This window comes from Sphingomonas melonis DAPP-PG 224, from assembly GCF_000379045.1.
Classification (GTDB): Bacteria; Pseudomonadota; Alphaproteobacteria; order Sphingomonadales; family Sphingomonadaceae; genus Sphingomonas; species Sphingomonas aquatilis.
This window is the reverse complement of record NZ_KB900605.1, coordinates 366832-383799: the sequence shown is the minus strand read 5'-3', so window position 1 is coordinate 383799 and position 16968 is coordinate 366832. Positions and strand designations below refer to the sequence as shown.

Below are 16968 nucleotides of genomic sequence, written 5' to 3'. Positions count from 1 at the left end.
GCCATGACGCACGCCATGGCCGATCCCGCCACCGACCCGCTGCTGCGTATCGCCGCGGCCCTCGACCGCCTGTCGCCCCCGCCGCCGCCGGGCGCCGACCCCGCCGCGCACCCCGCGTATGTCTGGCGAGGCGACGTGCTGGTCGCCGCCCGTGCCTTCGCGCCGCTGCCGCCCGAATTGCTGGTCGGTATCGACAAGCAGAAGACCGCGCTGATCGAGAATTTACGCCGCCTTGCGGCCGGCGCGGCGGCGCAGGACGTGTTGCTGTGGGGCGCGCGCGGCACGGGCAAGTCCGCGTTGGTGAAGGCCGCGGTCGGCGCGGTGCAGGCCGAGGGCGGCGCCATCGCGCTGGTCGAGGTCGCGGCGCTCGACACGCTGCCGCAGCTCTTCGCCCGCCTCGCCAGCGTCCCCCGCGCCTTCGCGCTGTTCCTCGACGACCTCGGCGTCGAAGCACCCGCTGAGGGCCGCATCCTGCGCTCGCTGCTCGAAGGCGGCGCAGAGGCGCGCCCGGCCAACGTCCGCCTGCTCGTCACCGCCAACCGCCGCCACCTGATGCCGCGCGACATCGAGGAGCAGAGCAGCGCGATCAACCCGCGCGACAGCATCGACGACCAGCTCGCACTCGCCGACCGCTTCGGTCTCAGTCTCGGCTTTCACGCGCTCGATCAGGACGGCTATTGCGCGATCGTCGCCGGCTATGCCGCCCGCTACGACCTGCCCTTCGACGCGGCCGAGGCGATCAACTGGGCCACCCGCCGCGGCAGCCGCTCGGGCCGCGTGGCATGGCAATATGTGACCGAAGTCGCCGGCCGCCTGGGGCGCAGCCTGCCCTGATCCGAAAAGCGACGCCCCTCCTCCTTCGTCATCCCGGCGAACGCCGGGATCCACGGACACGACGAAGCAGGCGAGGGCACGCGACCCACAAGCCGCCCGCAACCATGGATCCCGGCCTCCGCCGGGATGACGAAGGGGGGGAGGCGAACCGTGCGCCCAAAAAACGTCGTCATTCCCGCGCAGGCGGGAATCCAGACGCGCTACCGTCAATGAAAGAGGCGAAAGGGTAGCGTCTCTGGATTCCCGCCTCCGCGGGAATGACGGATGCGAACGCGGGTAGCGCTTACCCCATCCCCTCAACCTGCTCCGCCAGTTCCAGCCAGCGCATCTCCGCCGCGTCCTTCTCCGCCCGCGCCGCCTCGATCGCCGCGCTCAGCGCCGCGAAGCGCTTGGGATCGCGCGTATACAAGGCCGGGTCCGCCATCGCCGCCTCGTCGCGCGCGATCGCCGCATCCAGCGCCTCGATCCGGCTGGGCAGCTGGTCGTAATCGCGCTGGTCCTTGTAACTGAGCTTCGTCTTCGCCTGCACCGGCGGCGCCGCGACCGGCTTGGGCGCCGCCTTCTTCGCGGCTGCCACCGGCGTCTTCCGCTGCCGTTCCCAATCCTCGTACCCGCCTGCGACCACGTCGACCGTCCCCGATCCGTCGAGCCCCAACGTCACCGTCACCGTGCGATCCAGGAAGTCGCGATCGTGGCTGACGATCAGCACCGTCCCCGCATAATCGGCGATCACCTCCTGCAACAGGTCGAGCGTTTCGAGGTCGAGGTCGTTGGTCGGCTCGTCGAGCACCAGCAGGTTCGATTCACGCGCGAACTCGCGCGCCAGCAGCAGGCGCGACCGCTCGCCGCCCGACAGCGTCCCCACCTTCGCCTCCGCCAGTGAGGGATCGAACAGGAATTCCTTCAGATAGCCGTGGATGTGCTTCCTCACCCCCAGCACGTCGATCCAGTCGCCGCCGTCGGCCAGCACCTCGCGCACCGTCTTGGTCGGCGCCATCAGGCTGCGCTGCTGGTCGATGACGATGCCGTCCAGCGTCTTGGCAAGCTTCACCTCGCCCTCGTCTGGCGCCATCTCGCCGGTCAGCAGCTTCAGGAGCGTCGTCTTGCCCGCCCCATTGCGCCCGACGATGCCGATCCGGTCGCCGCGCGTGACGCGCAGGGTGAGGTCCTTGATGATCGCACGCTCACCGAAGCTTTTCGACGCATGCTTCACGTCGATCACGACCTTGGTCTTGCTGTCGTCCGCCGCCGTCGCGAGGTTCGCCGCCCCCTGCGGCCCGATCATCGCCGCGCGTTCGGCGCGCATCTCCTTCAGTTTCGCAAGCCGCCCCTGGTTGCGCCGCCGCCGCCCGGTGACGCCGCGCTGCAGCCAATGCTCCTCGATCTTCAGCTTGGCATCGAGCCGCTGCGCATTGCGCTCTTCCTCGGCATAGACCTGCTCGGTCCACGCCTCGAACCCGCCGAAGCCTATTTCGGCACGCCGGATCGACCCGCGGTCCATCCACAGCGTCTGCCTGGTCAGGCGCGTCAGGAAGGTGCGGTCGTGGCTGATGACGACGAACGCGCCCTTGAACCGGCCCAGCCAGTCCTCCAGCCAGTCGATCGCGGCGATATCGAGGTGATTGGTCGGCTCGTCGAGCAGCAGCACGTCGGGGTCCTGCGCCAGCGCACGCACGATCGCCGCGCGCCGCCGCTCGCCACCCGACGCGGACGCCGCCTCGCGGGCAAGGTCGATACCCAATTGGTCGGCGATCGCCTCCGCTTCGTGGCGTAAGGGCGCATCGTCGCCACGCAGCACGTAATCGGCCAGCGTCGCGCAGCCCGCCAGGCTCGGCTCCTGCTCCAGCAGCACCACGCGCGTGCCCGGTACGATCACGCGCCGCCCCTCGTCGGCGTCGATCGCGCCGGCGATCAGCTTCAGCAGCGTCGTCTTGCCCGCACCGTTGCGCCCGATCAGCGCCAGCCGGTCGCGTGCGCCGATATGGATGTCGAGGTGGCGGAACAGCCAGCCGTGGCCCTGGATAACGCCAAGGTCTTCGTAAGCGAGAATGGGGGCAGCCATGATGCGCCCGCAGGTAGGCGGCGGCGCGTGTCCCGGCAAGCGTGGCGAGTGGCTGTGCCTGAATGGTATGCAACCGTGTCATTCACAGGGTGTTCAATGCCTCCCGCTTATGCAAGGCGTCATGAAGATGGTTCTGCCCGTGTTGCTCCTTGCCCTGGCCGCGCCGGTGCCCGCGTTCGCGCAGGCGCCCGACCAGCGTCGCAGCGACCAGGAACGCGCCTATGACGCCCGCCGCAAGGGCGAGATGCTGTCGCCGCGCGCGATCGAGGCGCGGGTGATCCCGACGATGAAGGGCTATGAATATCTGGGCTTCGACCTCGATTTCGGCAGCTCGGTTTACACGCTCAAGTTCATGCGCGATGGCGTCGTGGTATGGGTCGATGTCGATGGCCGCTCGGGCCAGATCATCGGCCGGACCGGAAGATAAAGAGGGACTGACATGCGCGTTCTGATCGTCGAGGACGAGCCGAATCTCGGGACACAGCTCAAGAACACGCTCGAAGGCGCGGGCTATGCCATCGATCTCGCCACCGATGGCGAAGAGGGGCATTTCCTCGGCTCCACCGAGAATTACGACGCGATCGTGCTCGACCTCGGCCTGCCCGAGATCGACGGCCTGACCGTGCTCGACCGCTGGCGCAAGGAAGGCAAGACGATGCCCGTCCTCGTCCTCACCGCGCGCGACAGCTGGTCGGACAAGGTGGCGGGCCTCGACGCCGGCGCCGACGATTACGTCGCCAAGCCGTTCCAGACCGAGGAATTGATCGCCCGCCTGCGCGCGCTGATCCGCCGCGCGTCGGGCAATGCGTCGAGCGAACTCACCGCCGGCGACGTCCGCCTCGACACGCGTTCGGGCAAGGTGACCAAGGCCGGCGAGCCGGTGAAGCTGACCGCGCAGGAATATAAGCTGCTCAGCTACCTGCTCCATCACAAGGGCAAGGTGGTTAGCCGCACCGAGCTGATCGAACATATCTACGACCAGGATTTCGATCGCGATTCGAACACGATCGAAGTGTTCGTGACGCGCATCCGCAAGAAGCTGGGCCAGGACGTCATCACCACGATCCGCGGCCTCGGCTATAGCCTCGAAGACCCCGACGCCTGACCGGCGTCCGTCCGCCCATCCCACCCCGTTCGCCCTGAGCCTGTCGAAGGGCAGGTGAGCCTCAGGCCCTTCGACAGGCTCAGGGCGAACGGCTGGAGAAGCTCCTAATAGTCATGGACACCCCCCCGCTCGCCGAATCGCCGCCCAGCAAGCGGGCGAAGACCACCGGATCGCTCTCGCGCCGCATGATCCTGATCGCGGCGGCGTGGATCGGGCTGCTGCTGGTCGGCGGCGGCTTCGCGCTCGATCGCGTGCTGGTCTCCGCCGTCACGCGCAACTTCGACGACCAGCTGCAATATGTCCTGCGCTCGCTGCTCGCCTCGTCGGAGATCGGGCCCGATGGCGAGGTGCTGTTCAGCCGCGACGCCGCCACCGATCCGCGCTTCGTCGAACCCTATTCGGGCCTGTACTGGCAGGTGTCGGCGCCCGGTGCGCAGGTCGGCGGCGACGCCTTCTTCCGCTCGCGCTCGCTGTGGGACCGGCGTCTGCAATTCGGCGGCCGTCACGAAGACCGCAACATCCATATCTACGACAGCCGCCAGTTCCCCGACGAAAGGCTGCGGATCGTCGAACGCGATGCGCAGCTGCCGGGGTCGAAGGTCCATTGGCGTTTCCAGGTCGCGCAGGGTCGCGGCACGCTCGATGCGCAGATCACCGTGCTGCGGCGGACGTTGGTGCGCAGCTTCGCGCTGCTCGGGTTGGGCCTTGTCGTGCTGGCGTGGCTGCAGACCTCCTACGGACTGTGGCCGCTGCGCCGGGTGCGCGAAGAGATCGCGCGGATGCGCGCCGGCCAGTCGAACCGCATCGACACCGCCATGCCCGACGAGGTCGCGCCGATGGTCGAGGAGCTGAACGCGCTCATCGAACATAACGAACGCCAGGCCGAGGAAGCGCGCCGCCACGCCGGCAATCTAGCCCATGCGCTGAAAACGCCGCTGACGGTCATCATGAACGCCGCGACCGCCCAGTCGGAAGACCTCGCCGACACCGTCATCCGCGAAGCGCGCACGATGCGGCGCCAGGTCGACCACCATCTCGCCCGCGCCCGCGCGGTCGGCCGCCGCGGCTCCGCGCACAGCCGCGCCGACGTCTGGCCCAGCCTCGAATCGGTCGAGCGCGCGGTGGCGCGGCTATACCGCCACGTCCGCATCGACATCACCGGCCCCAAGGATCTGCAGGTCCATGTCGAACGGCAGGACCTCGACGAAATGCTCGGCAACCTCGTCGAAAATGCCGCGAAGTACGGCGGCGGCAGCGTCTTCGTGACGGTGACGGGCCAAGCGGGCTTCGTCGAACTGATGATCGAGGACGACGGCGTCGGCATCCCCGAGGAAGACCGCATCCGCATTTTCGACCGCGGTGTCCGCCTGGATACGGGCAAGCCCGGCACCGGGCTGGGCCTCGCCATCGTCCGCGACGTCGCCGAAATCTACGGCGGCACCGTCGCGCTGGAGGAAAGCGAGGACCTCGGCGGGTTGCTCGTACGGCTGAGGTTGCCCGCCGCCAACTGAGGCACGGCACCGCCGCCCCATCCCCCCGTCACCCCGGACTCGTTCCGGGGTCCACTCTGCGGCGAGGGGGGCGCTCAAGCCTCTCGTCACCCCCAGCGGCCCAGTGGACCCCGGAACAAGTCCGGGGTGACGAAAAGGGGCAATCCTCCCCGGCACGGGAAGATGGCACTGCGCAGCGGTGACGGAGGGGGGCTTCCCCAAACGCAACGCTCGCGGCGAGCCCACTCCACCACGCCTTCGGCGCGGTTCCCCTCCCCGTGCCGGGGAGGATTGCCGTCCCCTCACCTCCACCGCTAACGCGCGCCATGCCCGCCTTTCGTCCGATCCTCGCCGGCGCCCAGTTCGGTGACCGCCTCCGCGCCGGCCTTGGCGCCGCCTGCGGCATCCTGTTCACCGGCCTGATCGCCGCGCTCGCCACCCATGCGGGCTCATCGCCCCTGCTCGTCGCCCCGATCGGCGCGAGCGCGGTGCTCGTCTTCGCGGTCCCCGCCAGCCCGCTCGCGCAGCCCTGGTCGGTGATCGGCGGCAATACCGTCTCGGGCCTGTGGGCGCTGCTGGTGGTCGCGCTGGTGCCGCACACGGCGCTCGCCGCCGCGATCGCGGTCGGCGGCGCGATTGTCGTCATGTCGCTGGCGCGCTGCCTCCATCCGCCCGGCGGCGCGGTGGCCTTGAGCGTCGTGCTGCTGACCGCCGCACACACGCCGGCCGGCCTGTGGTTTCCGCTCTCGCCGGTCGCGCTCGATTCGGCGCTGCTCGTGCTCGCCGGCCTCGCCTTCCATCGCGTGTCCGGCCACGCCTATCCGCACCGCGTCGCGCCGGTGCCGGCGTCACCCTTCACCGACGGCGACATCGACGCGGCGCTCGCCGACATGCACGAGACGTTCGACATCGCGCGCGAAGACCTTGACGCACTGCTCGCCCGCGCCGCGCATCACGCGCGCGTCAGGCAGGCACCGCAAGCCCGCTAAACACCTCGGCGGTGATCGCCAGGCTCCGCTTGCGCGCCTCGTGATCGTAGATCGCGCTCGCCACCATCACTTCGTCGACGCCCGTCCGCTCGAGGAACGCCGCGGTCTGGCGCGCCACCGTCGCGGGCGATCCGACCGCCGAACATTGCAGCACATGGTCGAGGATCCCCGACCCCTGCGGCCCCAGCGAGGCGCGATAGCCCGCGACCGGCGGCGGCAGCTGGCGCGGATTGCCGGTGCGCAGCGCGACGAACGACTGCTGCTGCGAACTCGCCAGCAGCTCGGCCTCCTCATCGGTGTCGGCGGCGAAGACGTTGAACCCCGCCATCGCATACGGCCGGTCGAGCTGCGCGGAGGGGCGGAAATCGCGCCGATAGATCGCCAGCGCCGCATCCAGCGCATCGGGCGCGAAGTGCGAGGCGAAGGCATAGGGCAGCCCCAGCGCCGCCGCGAGCTGCGCCCCGAACGTGCTCGACCCCAAAATCCACAGCGGCACGTTTGCGCCCGCGCCCGGCGTCGCGGCGATCCCGGTCCGCCCGTCGTCCGCGAAATAGCTCTGCAATTCCATCACGTCGCGCGGGAAGGCATTGGGGTCGCTGTCCAGCGTCCGCCGCATCGCCTGCGCGACACGCTGGTCCGATCCCGGCGCGCGGCCCAGGCCCAGGTCGATCCGGCCCGGGAACAGCGCGTCGAGCGTCCCGAACTGTTCGGCGATGATCAGCGGCGCATGATTGGGCAGCATGATCCCGCCCGCACCGACGCGGATCGTCTTCGTCGCCGCGGCGACATGGCCGATCACCACCGCGGTCGCCGCGCTGGCGATGCCGCGCATGCCATGATGCTCCGCCACCCAATAGCGCTGGAAACCCAGCGTCTCGGCGTGGCGCGCCAGGTCGGCGGCACGGCTGAGCGATTGCGAGACGGTGCCGCCTTCGACGACGGGCACCAGATCGAGCAGGGAAAAGCGTGTCATGCCACGAATATGGTTATGCGAGTGATCGCTCGCAATCATAGAGTGGCTTGTCCCGCCCCAAGCCAAAGCACGCCGCCCTTGCTTGTGCAGGGCCGCCGCCCCGCCTAGACGCGCGGCGATGCTGCCTGCGCTCGCCCATATCGACACCTGGATCTTCGATCTGGACAACACGCTCTATCCGGCGCGCGCGAACCTGTTCGCGCAGATCGACCAGCGGATGACCGATTATGTCGCGCGGCTGCTGGAATTGCCGTGGGACGAGGCGCGCCGGCTGCAGAAGGACTATTTCCACCGCCACGGTACGACGCTGACCGGGCTGATGGCGGAACATCACGTCGATCCGCACGACTTCCTCGCCGATGTCCATGCGATCGAGATGGACGTGCTCGAGGCCGACGCCCCGCTCGCCGCCGCGATCGCGCAACTGCCCGGCCGCAAGCTCGTCTTCACTAACGGCGACAAGCCCTATGCGCTGCGCGTCCTCGACCGCCTGGGCCTGGGCGACGCGTTCGAGGCGGTGCACGATATCCACGCGATGGACCTGGTGCCCAAGCCGCACGCCTCGGCCTATGCGGGCCTCTGCGCCGCCTTCGCGATCGATCCCACCCGCGCGATCTTCTTCGAAGACATGGCGCGCAACCTCACGCCTGCCAAGGCGATCGGCATGACCACGGTCTGGATCGACAACGGCTCCGAACAGGGGCCGGAGGACGCGCGCGACCATATCGATTTCACCGTCCACGACCTCGCGCCGTGGCTGCAACATGTCATGGAGGCATCATGAGCCAGGATCTTCAGCCCATTATCGATTCCGCGTGGGAGGCCCGCGCCGATCTGGGCTTCGGCACGATGGGCGAGGTCCGCAATGCGGTCGACAGCGCGCTCGCGCTGCTCGACGCCGGCACGGCGCGCGTCGCCGAACCGGACGGCAACGGCGGCTGGCGCGTGAATCAGTGGCTCAAGAAGGCGGTGCTGCTGAGCTTCCGCCTCAACGACAACAGCCTGATCGATAACGGCCCCGGCGCCGGCCACTGGTTCGACAAGGTGCCGAGCAAGTTCTCGGGCTGGAGCGAGGCGGAGTTCCGCGCCGCAGGCTTCCGCGCCGTCCCCGGCAGCGTCGTGCGCCGTGGCGCCTATGTCGCGCCCGGCGCGATCCTGATGCCGAGCTTCGTCAACATCGGCGCCTATGTCGGCGAAGGCACCATGGTCGACACCTGGGCGACCGTCGGCTCCTGCGCGCAGATCGGCAAGAACGTTCATTTGTCGGGTGGCGCCGGCATCGGCGGCGTGCTCGAACCGCTCCAGGCCGACCCCGTCATCATCGGCGACGGCGCCTTCATCGGCGCCCGCGCCGAAGTTGCCGAGGGCGTCCGTGTCGGCGAAGGCGCGGTGCTGTCGATGGGCGTCTATCTCGGCGCCTCGACCAAGATCGTCGACCGCGAAACGGGCGAAGTGTTCAAGGGCGAAGTGCCGCCCTATGCGGTCGTCGTTCCCGGCTCGACGGGCGGCGGCGACGGCAAGCCGTCCCTGTACTGCGCCGTCATCGTCAAGCGCGTCGACGCCCAGACGCGCAGCAAGACCAGCATCAACGACCTGCTGCGCGACTGAGTTTCCACCCAACCCCCATCCGTCACCCCGGCCTTGAGCCGGGGTCCCGCTTCTTCTCGCGCGGCGGCTAAAAGCGGGACCCCGGCTCGAGGCCGGGGTGACGATGGTTCCGAGTGCCGCGGGCCCGAATGACCTGGCGCACCGCCACCCCGGTCGAATCAGCGTTGTACCCCGCCCCGCCAGCGTCTATCAGGCCCGTTATACACGTTAAACGGAAGGCTCCCATGTCCGACGCCAGCACGCTCCTCGACCGGGTTCTCGTCCTCGAAATGGTGCGTGTCACCGAAGCGGCGGCGATCGCCGCCTCGACGTTGACCGGGCGCGGCGATGAAAAGGCGGCGGATGCCGCGGCGGTCGAAGCGATGCGCGCCGCGCTCAATGACCTCGACATCGACGGCACCGTCGTGATCGGCGAGGGCGAGCGCGACGAGGCGCCGATGCTGTTCATCGGGGAAAAGGTCGGCAGCGGCAACGGCCCGGCGATCGACATCGCGCTCGATCCGCTGGAAGGCACGACGATCTGCGCCAAGGCCGGCCCCAACAGCCTCGCGGTGCTCGCCATCGCCGAAGCCGGCGGCCTGCTCAACGCGCCCGACGTCTATATGGACAAGATCGCGGTCGGCCCGGGCCTGCCCGCCGGCGTCATCGATCTCGACAAGTCGCCGACCGAGAATATCAAGGCGATCGCCGCGGCCAAGGGCGTGGCTCCCAACGAGATCATCGCCTGCGTCCTCGATCGCCCGCGCCACGAGGCGCTGATCGCCGAGCTGCGCAGCCTTGGCGTCGGCGTGATGCTGATCGGTGACGGCGACGTCGCGGGCGTCATCGCCACCGCCGATCCCGACACGACCATCGACGTCTACATGGGCTCGGGCGGCGCGCCGGAAGGCGTCCTCGCCTGCGCCGCACTGCGCTGCGTCGGCGGCCAGTTCAAGGGACGGCTGCTGTTCCGCAATGACGACGAACGCGCCCGTGCCCGCAAATGGGGCATCGCAGACCTGGACAAGCAATACGACCTCGAGGAACTGGCCAAGGGCGACTGCATCTTCGCCGCGACCGGCGTCACCGACGGCTCGCTGCTCGAAGGCGTCAAGCGCCGCAAGGGCAAGATGACCACCGAAAGCGTCGTCATGCGCGCCTCCACCGGCACCGTCCGCTGGGTCAAGGGCGAACACCGCACGGCATAAAGGGGCAGGGGGAGGGACCCTTCTCCCTCCTCCGTTCGCCCTGAGCCTGTCGAAGGGCGGATCGCCCCGAGCATCGCCCATGCGTGTGGACAGCCGCCCTTCGACAGGCTCAGGGCGAACGGCGCGCCTGGGGACGGCTCCCAGCGCGCGCCAGGTGGCCCACGGCTTTCGCGCGCAAAGGCGCAGGGGACGCACAGCCGATATCGCGCGACAGCGCGCCTACACCCTCCCAAGGCATCGCGAGCAACGCCGCCGCACCCGCGCCCCCTCCGCGTCCTCCGCGCCTCTGCGCGAACCATAGTCTTCGCGTCTTCGTGTCGTCGCGCGAACCAAAACCCCGCTCACCCCCCGTTCACCCGCCCGCCGCTAACCACCCGTCGCATGCCCGCCAGCGTCCGTCGTTTGCCCGTGACCCCGCCGCCCGGCCCGCCTATGATCGCTCGCGTGCCTGCCCTGAAGCGCCTCGTCATCGCCGCCGCCGCCAGCGTGCTGCTGGCCGCCCAGCCGGCCTATGCCCAGTCGATCCTGCGCGATGCCGAGACGGAGGCGATGTTCGCCGACATGTCCACGCCGCTGGTCAAGGCGGCGGGCCTGTCGCCGCGCGACGTCAAGGTCGTCCTCATCAACGATGATTCGATCAACGCCTTCGTCGCGGGCGGCCAGACCGTCTACGTCCATTCGGGCCTGCTCCAGGCGGCGACCAGCGCCAACCAGGTGCAGGGCGTCATCGCGCACGAACTGGGGCATATCGCCGACGGGCACGTCGTCCTCGCCGATGCCGGCATCAAGCCCGCGATGCACATCACGCTTCTGTCGATGGTCCTCGGCCTCGCCGCCGTCGCGGCCGGCGCGGGCGAGGCGGGGGCGGGGCTGATGGCGCTCGGCCAGCAGGCCGGCATGGGCAAGTATCTCTCGTTCAGCCGGACGCAGGAATCCTCTGCCGACGCCGCTGGCGCGCGCTTCCTCACCACCGCCGGGATCACGGGGAAGGGGATGCTCACCTTCTTCAAGACGTTGCAGCAGCAGGAATATCGCTACGGCGTCGAGAATATCGATCCGTTCATGCAGACCCACCCGCTGTCGGGCGAGCGCATCGCCAATCTGACCGCGGTGCTCACTGCCGCGCCGTCGTGGAACACGCCGCCCAATCCGGCGCTCGAGGAACGCTTCCGCCGCGTGAAGGCGAAACTCGAAGGCTATGTCATGCCGCCCGAGCGGACGCTGCGCGACTTCCCCGATACCGACACCAGCATCTACGCGCATTACGCCCGCGCCTATGCCTATCATAAGGCCGGCTATCCCGACAAAGCCGACGCCGAATCGCTGGCACTGATCAAGGCCAAGCCCGACGATCCCTATTTTCAGGAAATCCGCGGCCAGATCCTGCTCGAAGCCGGCAAGCCCGCCGACGCCATCGCGCCCCTGCGCGCCGCGACCGAAGGCTCGCGCAACAACCCGCTGATCGCCACCACCTTCGGCCACGCGCTGATCGCGACCGAGGACAAGACGCATTATCCCGAAGCGATCCGCGTGCTGCGCGTCGCCACCGGCCGCGACGATCAGAACCCCTTCGCCTGGTATCAGCTCGGCACCGCCTACGAACTGACCGGCGACACCGCGCGCGCCGCGCTCGCCACCGCGGAGCGTGCCAGCATGGACGGCGACATGCGCACCGCCGCGCAGAGCGCCCGCTACGCGCTCGCCAATATCCCGAAAAACACGCCCGACTGGATTCGGGCGCAGGACATCGCCATGGCCGCGCAGAACGACATGGACGACAACCCCAAGAAATATAAGAAGAGATGACCCGATACACTTTTCCGCTGATCGCGGCTCTCGGTGTCGTGATCGGCGCCGGCGCCGTCTGGAGCTACGATCGCTTCGCCTCGCCGGGCGGCCCCGACCAGGCGCGGATCGAGCGCGTCGTCCACGACTATGTCCTCAGCCATCCCGAAATCATCCCGCAGGCGATGCAGAAGCTGCAGGACCAGCAATCGGGCCAGGCCGTCGCCGCCAATCGCCGCGATATCGAAACGCCGTTCGGCAGCGCCTGGGCGGGCAATCCCAAGGGCGATGTGACGCTGGTCGAATATTTCGACTATAATTGCGGCTATTGCCGCGCCTCGCTGCCGATGATCGCCGACCTCATCAAGCGCGACCCCAAACTGCGCGTCGTCTATCGGGACCTGCCCATCCTGTCCGACGAAAGCCGCGTCGCCGCCCGCGCCAGCCTGCTCGCCGCGCAGCAGGGCAAGTTCCAGGCCTTCCACGACGCGCTCTACGCCGGCGGCCCGGTCAGCGATGCTTCGATCCAGGCGGCGGCGGCGAAGGCGGGCGTCAGCCTGTCGGGCCTGCAAAGCCCCGTCATCACCGCCGAAATCGCCAAGAACATGCAGACCGCGGTGAAGCTCGGCATGAACGGCACCCCCAGCTGGGTCGTCGGCGACCGCATCCTGTCGGGCGCGCTGCCGATCGAGGAGATCGAAAAGGCGATTCAGGCGGCGCGGGCACGGTAGGCGGACCGGCCGTCGCATTAGCACTTTGTCAAAGTCCGGAATGCTAGTCCTGTCGAAAGGACAATTCATGACGGTCTTCAAGCGCTTGCATCTCGACCGGTCGCTATCCCAGCGGTTCACGGCACCGCGAACGATCCTGCTGGCGACGCTCGCGATCGTCCTTGCGCAGCTGACCGCTTACGCCCTGATCCACGCCAGTCGCGAACAGCGGACCCGGTTCGACGCGCATGCCGCCGCGCTCGCCGATCTGTCGCGTGCTTTGTCCAACGCCGAGGATGCGCTCCACAACGTCGCGGGCGTCCGCCACGATGGCAAGGCGATCGCGCAATTCTACACCTCGCTCCGCGACGTCGAAACGATCGTGCCGCGCCTGCGCATCGACCAGCGCAGCTATGCGCTGGATCCGGGCATCCACGGCGAAATCCAGACGCTGGTGCAGGGGTGGCGCCGCACCGACGCCGCCTATGAAACGCATGATGACGCGCGCGCGGTCGGCATCCTCACGCTGCCCGCCGCCGAACGGGCGATGGAGGAAGTGCAGGCATCGGTCGGGCGGGCGATCGATCGCAGCCGGGCGGATGCCGCGGCCGCATCGCAGCGCATCTGGATGATCTTCAACCTGTTGTTCTGGTTCCAGATCGCGTCGGTGATCCTGCTCGCGCTGGCGATCGGCCGGTCCTACCGTCGCGTGATCGCCGAATCGCGCGGCCGCCTGGATGCGATGACCAGCGAAGCGGCGACCCGGCGTCGGCTGGAGCTGCTGTTCGGCATGCACGACATGCTGCAGGCGGCGGAGGATCATCGCGACGCGAACCTGATCCTGTCGGCGACCGCGTCGCAGCTCGCACCGAGCGTGCTGGGCGCGCTGTACGTCTTTAACAATTCGGGCGACCGGCTGCATTTGTCCACCCAATGGGGCGATGCGCGCGCCGACCAGCTGTTGCCGATGACGATTACGCCAAACGAATGCTGGGCGCTGAAGCGGGGCAAGCCGCACGTCAACGGCGATGGCGACCAGTCGCTGCGCTGCATGCATGCGCACCACGGCGCGTCGGCCTCGATCGAAGTGCCGATGATCGCGCGCGGCAACATCCTCGGCATGCTGGTGATGGTCGCCCCGGAAGGCGAATCCGCCGACACAGGCGAACTGCGCCTCGTCGCCACCGCGCTCGCCGATGGCATGTCGCTCGCGCTGTCGAACATCGCGCTACGCGAACGCCTGCGCACCCAGGCGCTGCGCGACGGGCTGACCGGCCTGTACAATCGCCGCTACATGGAGGACGCACTCGAACGGCTGTTCGACGGAAACGGCCCCGCCGCGCCCGCTTCGTCGATCATCATGATCGATCTCGATCACTTCAAGACGATCAACGACGAACACGGGCACGCCGTCGGCGACAACATTTTGCGCGACGTCGGCCCGCTGCTGCTGGTCGGCCTGCGCAAGACCGACGTCGCCTGTCGCTATGGCGGCGAGGAACTCGTCGTCGTCCTGCCCAATTGCGATCACGACCACGCCGTCGCCCGTGCCGAGGTGATCCGAAGCCGGATCGCCGAGCTGTCGAGCGCCTATAATTTCCCGATTTCGGCATCGCTCGGCGTCGCCACGTCGGAACGGCACGGCCGCACGATCCCGGCGCTCATGGCCGCCGCCGACGCCGCGCTCTACGATGCCAAATCCGCCGGTCGCAACCGGGTGATGAGCGCCGACCGCGCCCGCGACGCGATAGCGGACATCCCCCTCGCAGCGGAATGACGGACGGGCGCCGATCGGGATGGCAGGTGAGGGGAGGGGCGATCTGCTGCCATCTTGCCGGCCGAACCGGCTTGCTGATGGCGTCGGGCGTTCGGGCCGCTATACCGGTAGCAGACCCTGCTGACCTGTGGAGGTGATATGCGTCGCATGCTGAACCCAATCGTCCTGGCGGTCGTCGCCGCAGCGACGGTCGCCGCCGCACCGGCCAAGCCGGTCCTGGACGTCGCCCAAGCGATTGCCGCCGCCGACACATCGCGCGGGGGATATCATGGCCGGTTCGCGATCACGGTACGAGCGACCGGTAAGACGCGGGAAGCCACGTATCTGAATTCGACGGACGATTATCGATCGCCTGATGTGCTGACCTTCCGCCTCGCGCCGAACGTCGCGGGCGTCCTGACGAAACGCTATGGCGTGCCTGCCGACACCTATCTCAAGGACAAGCGCGTCACGGTAGAAGGGATCGTCACGCGACAGATGGTCGTCAACGTCAAACATGGCCGTACGGACAGTTTCAATCGCTGGACGCACGTGGTGTACGTGCGTTTGCCCAGTCAGATCATCGCGGTCGAATAGGCGCCCCCCTTTTTCCAGCCGCTTGAGCACCCTATCTCCCGCCGCACCAAGGGGGCGCATCAATGCCGGAAACGATCCTCGCCGTGTCCGGCGTGTCCAAGACCTATAAGGGCGGCTTCACCGCTCTCCACAGCGTCGAACTGACGATCAACAAGGGCGAAATCTTCGCGCTGCTCGGCCCGAACGGCGCCGGCAAGACGACGCTGATCAGCATCATCTGCGGCATCGTCACGCCGTCGACCGGCACGATCCACGTCGCCGGGCATGACGCCATTGCCGACTACAAGGCCGCGCGCCGCCGCATCGGCCTCGTGCCGCAGGAACTGTCGGTCGACATGTTCGAAACCGTGCTCGCCACCGTCACCTTCTCGCGGCGGCTGTTCGGCCGATCGGGTCACAGCGCCTATATCGAACAGATCCTTCGCGATCTGTCGCTCTGGGACAAGCGCGACGCCAAGATCATGGAGCTGTCGGGCGGCATGAAGCGCCGCGTGCTGATCGCCAAGGCGCTGGCGCACGAACCCGAAATCCTGTTCCTCGACGAACCCACCGCCGGCGTCGACGTGGCGCTGCGCCGCGACATGTGGAAGCTGGTGCACGGCCTGCGGGAACGCGGCGTCACGATCATCCTGACGACGCATTACATCGAAGAGGCCGAGGAAATGGCCGACCGCGTCGGCGTCATCAACAAGGGGCAATTGCTGCTGGTCGACGAGAAATCGGCGCTGATGAAGAAGCTCGGCAAGCGCGAACTCGACCTCGCGCTGGTCGAACCGCTGGTGGCGGTGCCCGACGGCCTCGACCGCTGGCACCTCAGCCTCGAAAACGACGGCAAGACGCTGCGCTACGTCTTCGACGCGACCGAGGAACACACCGGCATCCCCTCGCTGCTTCGCGAACTCTCCGCACGCGACATCGCGTTCAAGGACCTCGAAACCTCGAAATCGAGCCTCGAGGACATCTTCGTCGACCTGGTGGGCGAGCGGGCATGAGCGCGCAAAACACCGTCGTCGGCGCGACTTTTGTGACTTTCCGAAAGGCGGGCCGCGCATGAATCTCCACGGCGTCTGGGCGATCTATCGCTTCGAAATGGCCCGCGCGCTGCGCACGCTCTGGCAGAGCCTCGTCGCGCCGGTGCTCACCACCAGCCTCTATTTCATCGTCTTCGGCGGCGCGATCGGCAGCCGGATGCAGACGGTGGACGGCGTCGGCTACGGCAGCTTCATCGTGCCGGGGCTCATCATGCTGAGCCTGCTCACGCAGAGCGTCGGCAATGCCTCGATCGGCATCTATTTCCCCAAATTCACCGGCACGATCTTCGAACTGCTCTCCGCCCCCGTCTCGGCGATGGAGATGGTGCTGGGCTATGTCGGCGCGGCGGCGACCAAGTCGGTCGTGCTGGGGATCATCATCCTCGTCACCTCGGCCTTCTTCGTGCCGATCCGCGTCGATCATCCCGCCGCGATGGTCGCGTTCCTGTTGCTGACCGCGATCGCGTTCAGCCTGTTCGGCTTCATCCTCGGCATCTGGGCCAAGAGTTTCGAACAATTGAACTTCGTGCCGATGCTGCTGATCACCCCGCTGACGTTCCTCGGCGGCAGCTTCTATTCGATCGACATGCTGCCCCAGCCGTGGCGGACGGTCAGCCTGTTCAACCCGGTCGTCTATCTGGTCAGCGGCTTCCGCTGGAGCTTCTTCGGCAAGGGCGACGTCGACATCGGGCTCAGCCTCGGCGTCACATTGGGCTTCCTCATCCTCTGCCTCGCCATCATCGCCTGGATCTTCAAAAGCGGCTGGCGGCTGAAGAACTGAAGGGGGCGTATTTGCGCCTTCGCTGACGTGAAAGCGGATACGGACTGCACGGGAAATGCA

Annotated in this window: 16 protein-coding genes; 14 read left to right on the top strand and 2 right to left on the bottom strand. The window is 67.9% G+C overall.

Annotated features, from left to right (window positions below):
* Nucleotides 1-3 precede the first annotated feature (3 nt).
* Nucleotides 4-834 (top strand): DUF815 domain-containing protein, encoded by an 831-nt coding sequence (locus SPHME3_RS0101920; protein WP_231291968.1) that lies wholly within the window; start codon nt 4-6, stop codon nt 832-834.
* A gap of 283 nt (nt 835-1117) precedes the next feature.
* On the opposite strand, the gene SPHME3_RS0101915 is transcribed toward SPHME3_RS0101920, so the two are convergent.
* Nucleotides 1118-2896, bottom strand: coding sequence for an ABC-F family ATP-binding cassette domain-containing protein (locus tag SPHME3_RS0101915; protein WP_017977542.1), 1779 nt, complete (start codon nt 2894-2896; stop codon nt 1118-1120).
* Nucleotides 2897-3017: 121 nt separating this feature from the next.
* Between SPHME3_RS0101915 and SPHME3_RS0101910 the strand changes: the two genes are divergently transcribed.
* From SPHME3_RS0101910 to SPHME3_RS0101895, 4 genes are all read left to right on the top strand, one after another.
* Nucleotides 3018-3323 carry a hypothetical protein gene (locus SPHME3_RS0101910; protein WP_286165152.1) on the top strand — a complete coding sequence of 102 codons (306 nt, stop codon included), beginning with the start codon at nt 3018-3020 and terminating at the stop codon, nt 3321-3323.
* A gap of 12 nt (nt 3324-3335) precedes the next feature.
* Nucleotides 3336-4001 carry a response regulator transcription factor gene (locus SPHME3_RS0101905; RefSeq protein ID WP_017977544.1) on the top strand — a complete coding sequence of 222 codons (666 nt, stop codon included), beginning with the start codon at nt 3336-3338 and terminating at the stop codon, nt 3999-4001.
* A 113-nt stretch (nt 4002-4114) separates the two neighbouring features.
* Nucleotides 4115-5512, top strand: a complete 1398-nt coding sequence (locus SPHME3_RS0101900; RefSeq protein WP_017977545.1) for a sensor histidine kinase — start codon at nt 4115-4117, stop codon at nt 5510-5512.
* Between the two features lie 305 nt (nt 5513-5817).
* Complete coding sequence (locus tag SPHME3_RS0101895) at nt 5818-6480, top strand: HPP family protein (RefSeq protein WP_017977546.1); 663 nt, start codon at nt 5818-5820, stop codon at nt 6478-6480.
* Here SPHME3_RS0101895 and SPHME3_RS0101890 read toward each other — a convergent pair.
* On the bottom strand, nt 6455-7453 hold the full coding sequence (locus SPHME3_RS0101890; protein WP_017977547.1) for an LLM class flavin-dependent oxidoreductase: 999 nt from the start codon (nt 7451-7453) through the stop codon (nt 6455-6457). The two genes, SPHME3_RS0101895 and SPHME3_RS0101890, sit on opposite strands and share 26 nt — an antisense overlap.
* Before the next feature lie 118 nt (nt 7454-7571).
* Here SPHME3_RS0101890 and SPHME3_RS0101885 point away from each other — a divergent pair, with 118 nt between their 5' ends.
* The 9 genes from SPHME3_RS0101885 to SPHME3_RS0101845 all read left to right on the top strand — a co-directional run bounded on the left by SPHME3_RS0101885 (nt 7572) and on the right by SPHME3_RS0101845 (nt 16908).
* On the top strand, nt 7572-8237 hold the full coding sequence (locus SPHME3_RS0101885; RefSeq protein ID WP_017977548.1) for a pyrimidine 5'-nucleotidase: 666 nt from the start codon (nt 7572-7574) through the stop codon (nt 8235-8237).
* Complete coding sequence (gene dapD / locus SPHME3_RS0101880; protein ID WP_017977549.1) at nt 8234-9061, top strand: 2,3,4,5-tetrahydropyridine-2,6-dicarboxylate N-succinyltransferase; 828 nt, start codon at nt 8234-8236, stop codon at nt 9059-9061. Before SPHME3_RS0101885 ends, dapD begins: the two co-directional genes overlap by 4 nt.
* A 224-nt stretch (nt 9062-9285) precedes the next feature.
* Nucleotides 9286-10248, top strand: a complete 963-nt coding sequence (gene glpX, locus SPHME3_RS0101875; RefSeq protein WP_017977550.1) for a class II fructose-bisphosphatase — start codon at nt 9286-9288, stop codon at nt 10246-10248.
* A gap of 453 nt (nt 10249-10701) precedes the next feature.
* Nucleotides 10702-12054, top strand: coding sequence for a M48 family metalloprotease (locus SPHME3_RS0101870; RefSeq protein WP_026151785.1), 1353 nt, complete (start codon nt 10702-10704; stop codon nt 12052-12054).
* Entirely contained in the window at nt 12051-12764 is a 714-nt protein-coding gene (locus SPHME3_RS0101865; protein ID WP_017977552.1) for a DsbA family protein, read from the top strand. The genes SPHME3_RS0101870 and SPHME3_RS0101865 overlap by 4 nt, the downstream gene beginning before the upstream one ends.
* Nucleotides 12765-12831: 67 nt before the next feature.
* The gene (locus SPHME3_RS0101860) at nt 12832-14520 is read left to right on the top strand and encodes a sensor domain-containing diguanylate cyclase (protein WP_018250524.1); all 1689 of its coding nucleotides are present in this window, start codon (nt 12832-12834) and stop codon (nt 14518-14520) included.
* A 138-nt stretch (nt 14521-14658) separates the two neighbouring features.
* Nucleotides 14659-15096, top strand: a complete 438-nt coding sequence (locus SPHME3_RS0101855; RefSeq protein ID WP_017977554.1) for a hypothetical protein — start codon at nt 14659-14661, stop codon at nt 15094-15096.
* Between the two features lie 62 nt (nt 15097-15158).
* Nucleotides 15159-16088 carry an ABC transporter ATP-binding protein gene (locus SPHME3_RS0101850; protein WP_017977555.1) on the top strand — a complete coding sequence of 310 codons (930 nt, stop codon included), beginning with the start codon at nt 15159-15161 and terminating at the stop codon, nt 16086-16088.
* Between the two features lie 58 nt (nt 16089-16146).
* Nucleotides 16147-16908, top strand: a complete 762-nt coding sequence (locus SPHME3_RS0101845) for an ABC transporter permease (protein ID WP_017977556.1) — start codon at nt 16147-16149, stop codon at nt 16906-16908.
* The last annotated feature ends 60 nt before the right edge of the window (nt 16909-16968 follow it).